The sequence below is a fragment of the Rhizobacter sp. genome (assembly GCF_035702065.1).
Classification (GTDB): domain Bacteria; phylum Pseudomonadota; class Gammaproteobacteria; order Burkholderiales; family Burkholderiaceae_C; genus Rhizobacter.
Map to the genome: position 1 here is coordinate 1 of NZ_DASSRA010000309.1, position 4,560 is coordinate 4,560.

The 4,560-nt window shown below is 70.4% G+C and carries 2 protein-coding genes; both read left to right on the forward strand.

Features of this window, described 5'->3' with window-relative positions:
- Window positions 1-4,303, forward strand: a 4,303-nt coding sequence (locus tag VFL64_RS13905; RefSeq protein ID WP_489540975.1) for an alpha-2-macroglobulin family protein, incomplete at its 5' end; no start/stop codon positions are given.
- A partial coding sequence (locus VFL64_RS13910) for a hypothetical protein (RefSeq protein WP_489540976.1) occupies window positions 4,300-4,560 on the forward strand: 261 nt, incomplete at its 3' end. The genes VFL64_RS13905 and VFL64_RS13910, both read left to right, overlap by 4 nt.

The window sequence follows — 4,560 nt, forward strand, 5'->3', positions numbered from 1 at the left end:
CGACAAGCAGGCGCCGATGTTCGTGCGCACCGGCGTGCTGGTCACCAACCTCGGCGTGCACTTCAAGCTCGGGCGCGAGAACAGCCTGGTGTGGGTGACCACGCTGGACAAGGGCAAGCCGGTGGCCGACGCGGAGGTGGCCGTCAACGATTGCCACGGCCAGCGCCTGTGGGCCGGCCGCACCGATGCGCAGGGCCTGGCGAAGGTGGAGAAGTCTTTGCCACCGCAGGGCGAGTGCCCCGGCGAAGGCGGCTTCTTCGTCAGCGCACGCAAGGCCCAGCCCAAGGGCCCGACCGACATTGCGTTCGTCTTCAGCAGCTGGCAGAAGGGCGTGGAGTCGTGGCGCTTCAACCTGCCCACCAACGGCGACCCGCAGCCCGACCTGCGCGCGCACACCGTGTTCGACCGCACGCTGCTGCGTGCCGGCGAGACGGTGTCCATGAAGCACTTCATCCGGCGCGAGACCTCCAGCGGCCTGGCCCACGTGAAGGCCGAGGAGCTGCCCACGCGCATGAAGATCGTGCACCAGGGCAGCGGCCAGGAGTTCGTGCAGCCGATCGCCTGGAACGGCACGCGCAGCGCCAGCGCGAACTGGAACATCCCCGCCGCAGCCAAGCTGGGCGTGTACGACGTGCTGCTCGAACGCGAGCCGGGCAAGGATGACGAGCGCCGCAGCAGCTGGAACAGCGGCAGCTTCCGCGTGGAGGAGTTCCGTCTGCCGCTGGTCGATGCGCGCATCAGCGGGCCGACGCAGGTGGCCATCGCCCCGGCCGAGCTGCCGCTCAGCGTGCAGCTCAGCTACCTCTCCGGCGGAGGCGTGGCCCAGGCCCCGGCGCGCGTGACAGCGCTGCTGCGCGAGCGTGCTGCCGGCATGGCGGGCTATGGCGACTTCAGCTTCGAGCCGCCGCGCGACAGCAGCGTCCGCGAGGCCGACGACGAGGAGGCGCGCAGCGACAACGGCCGCATCGTGGCCGACAAGCTGCCGCTCACGACCGACCGCAACGGCGCCGCCACGCTCGCCCTCAAGGGCCTGCCCAAGCTCACGCGCGCCAGTGAACTCGTCACCGAGCTCACCTTCAACGACCCCAACGGCGAGGTGCAGACCGCCTCCACCCGCATCACCCTGTGGCCGAGCGCGGTGGTGCTGGGCGTGAAGTCGGGCTCGTGGGCGAGCAACCGTGGGCAGGTGAAGTTCCAGGCGCTCGCGCTCGACACCGCCGGCAAGCCGCTCAAGGGCCAACGCGTCGAGGTGCGCGGCCGCGCCTCGCAGATCGTCAGCACGCGCAAGCGCATGGTCGGCGGCTTCTACGCCTACGACAACCGCACCGAGACGAAAGATCTGGGCACGCTGTGCAGCGGCAGCAGCGACGAGCGCGGCCTGCTGCTGTGCGAGTCGGCCATCGAGACCGCCGGCCAGATCGAGCTGATCGCGCAAGCCAAGGACGGCGAGGGCCGCCTGGCCCAGGCCGCGACCACGGTGTGGGTCACGCGCCAGGGCGAGCTCTGGTTCGCGCAGGACAACGACGACCGCATCGACGTGCTGCCCGAGAAGAAGGCCTACCAGCCCGGCGAGACCGCGCGCCTGCAGGTGCGCATGCCCTTCCGCGAAGCCACCGCGCTGGTGAGCGTGGAGCGCGAGGGGGTGATCGCCACCCAGGTGGTCACGCTGCGCGGCGACGACCCGACGGTGGAGCTCAAGATCGACAAAGCCTGGGGCCCCAACGTCTACGTGAGCGTGCTCGCGCTGCGCGGCCGCATCCGCGAGGTGCCGTGGTACTCGTTCTTCACCTGGGGCTGGAAGGAGCCGCTGAACTGGGTGCGCTCGTTCTGGTACGAGGGGCGCGAGTACCAGGCGCCGACCGCGATGGTCGACCTCTCCAAGCCGGCCTTCAAGCTCGGCGTGGCGGCGCTCAAGGTCGGCATCGCCGCGCACGAACTGCAGGTGAGCGTGACGGCCGACAAGCCGCAGTACGCAGTGCGCCAGAAGGCCACCGCGCGCATCAAGGTGCTGCACGAAGGCAAGCCGATGGCCGGTGCCGAGATCGCCTTCGCCGCCGTCGATGAGAGCCTGCTCGCGCTCAAGCCCAACGACTCGTGGGACCTGCTCAACGCGATGATCCAGCAGCGCGCCTGGGGCGTGGAGACCAGCACCGCGCAGAGCGAGATCATCGGTCGCCGCCACTACGGCCGCAAGGCCGTGGCGGCGGGCGGCGGCGGTGGCAAGAACGCCACGCGCGAGCTGTTCGACACCCTGCTGCTGTGGAAGGACCGCGTGGTGCTCGATGCGAAAGGCGAGGCGGTGATCGAGGTGCCGCTCAACGACTCGCTCACGAGCTTCCGGCTCGTCGCGATCGCCGATGCCGGCACGCAGCAGTTCGGCACCGGCGCCACCAGCATTCGCGTCACGCAGGACCTGCAGCTGCTCGCCGGCCTGCCGCCGCTGGTGCGCGAGGGCGACCAGTTCACCGCCCTGCTCACGCTGCGCAACACCACGGCGCGCGAGATGAAGGTGCGTGCCAGCCTGCAGGGCAGCGGCCAGAGTGGGACGGAGATCACGCGCACGCCGATTGCCTTCGCCCCGCAGGAGGTGGTGCTGCCGGCGGGGGCTGCGAAGGAGATCACCTGGGGTGTGGCCGTGCCGGCCGAGGCCTTCAGCATCACCTGGGAGGCGGCGGCCGAAGAACTCGGTGGAGAGAAGTCGAAGGACCGCGTGAAGATCACGCAGCTTGTCAGCCCGGCGGTCCCTCTCCGCGTGCTGCAGGCGACCTTGCAGCAGCTCGATGGCCCGGCTTCGATGCCCGTGGCACCGCCGGCCGATGCGCTTCCCGAGAGCGGCACCAAGCGCGGTGGCCTCAACGTGGCCGTACAACCCAAGCTCAGCGGCGCGCTGCCCGGCCTGCGGCGCTACTTCGAGACTTACCCCTTCGCCTGCCTGGAGCAGAAGACCTCCAAGGCCGTCGGCCTGAAGGACGCCAAGCTGTGGAGCGTGGTGGCCAACACGCTGCCGACCTACCTCGACAGCGACGGCCTGGCGAGCTACTTCCCGCCGCGCGCCGAAGACGGCGCACGCGGCAGCGACCGGCTCACCGCCTACGTGCTGGCGGCCACGCACGAGGCCGGCTTCGCCCTGCCCGGCCCGGCGCAGGCGCAGATGCTGGACGGCCTCACGGCCTTCGTCGAAGGGCGCATCGAGCGCCGGTTCTGGTCGCCGCGTGCGGATCTGGATGTGCGCAAGCTCGCCGCCATCGAGGCCCTCTCGCGCTACGGCCGTGCGCAGCCGAAGATGCTGGGCTCGATCAACCTCACGCCCAACCAGTGGCCCACGGCGGCGGTGATCGACTGGCTCAACATCCTCAAGCGCGTGAACGGCGTGCCCGACCAGGCCAAGCGCCTGGCCGATGCGCAGCAGATCCTGCGCAGCCGCCTCACCTACGCCGGCACCACGCTGCGTTTCAGCAACGAGGAAGGCGACTTCTGGTGGTGGCTGATGGACAGCGCCGACGCCAACGCGTCGCGCCTGATCCTGGCCGTGCTCGACGAGCCGGCGTGGAAGGATGATTTGCCCCGCATGGTGGTGGGCAGCCTCGCGCGCCAGCGCGGCGGCGCGTGGCTCACCACCACGGCCAACCTGTGGGGCTCGCTCGCGCTCGACAAGTTCTCGGCGAAGTTCGAGTCCACCAAGGTCGCGGGCAAGACGGTGGCGAGCGTGGGCGACAAGCCGCAGGCCATCGACTGGCTGCTGCAGCCCGAAGGCGGCAGCGTGCGGCTCGCGTGGCCGCAGCAGCCGGCCGCGCTCAACGTGGTGCAAGAGGGCGCCGGCAAGCCCTGGCTCACGGTGCAAAGCCTGGCCGCCATCCCGCTGAAGGCGCCGCTCGCAGCGGGCTACCAGCTCACGCGCAGCCTCAGCGCGGTCGAGCAGAAGGACAAGGGCAAGTGGTCGCGCGGCGACATCGTGCGCGTGCGCGTGGAGATCGACGCGCAAAGCGACATGACCTGGGTGGTGCTGAGCGACCCGGTGCCCGGCGGTGCCACGCTGCTCGGCTCGGGCCTGGGGCGCGATTCGGTCATCGCCACCGGCACCGAGCGGCGCGAAGGAACGGCCTGGCCGGCGTACGAGGAGCGCAGCTTTGAGGCCTTCCGCAGCTACTACGAGTACCTGCCGCGCGGCAAACATGTGGTGGAGTACACCGTGCGGCTGAACAACCCCGGCCGGTTCGCGCTGCCGCCGACGCGTGTGGAGGCCATGTACTCGCCCGAGACTTTCGGTGAGCTGCCGAATGCGGCGCTGGAGGTCGCGCCGTGACACCCACCCGTCGTCGTACCGGCGAAGGCCGGTATCCACTCGTGCCATGGCGCCGTGCGTGGCAGTGGATCCCGGCCCTCGCCGGGATGACGGTGTTCGTGTGCAGTGCCCAGGCGCTCCCCAGCTACACCGAGGTCAAGGCCGCCTACAAGCCCTCCGACATCACCCTGCTCGACCGCCACGGCACGCCGATCCAGACCGTGCGCGTCGACAAGAGCGTGCGCCGCCTGCCCTGGGTGCCGCTGCGCGAGGTGTCG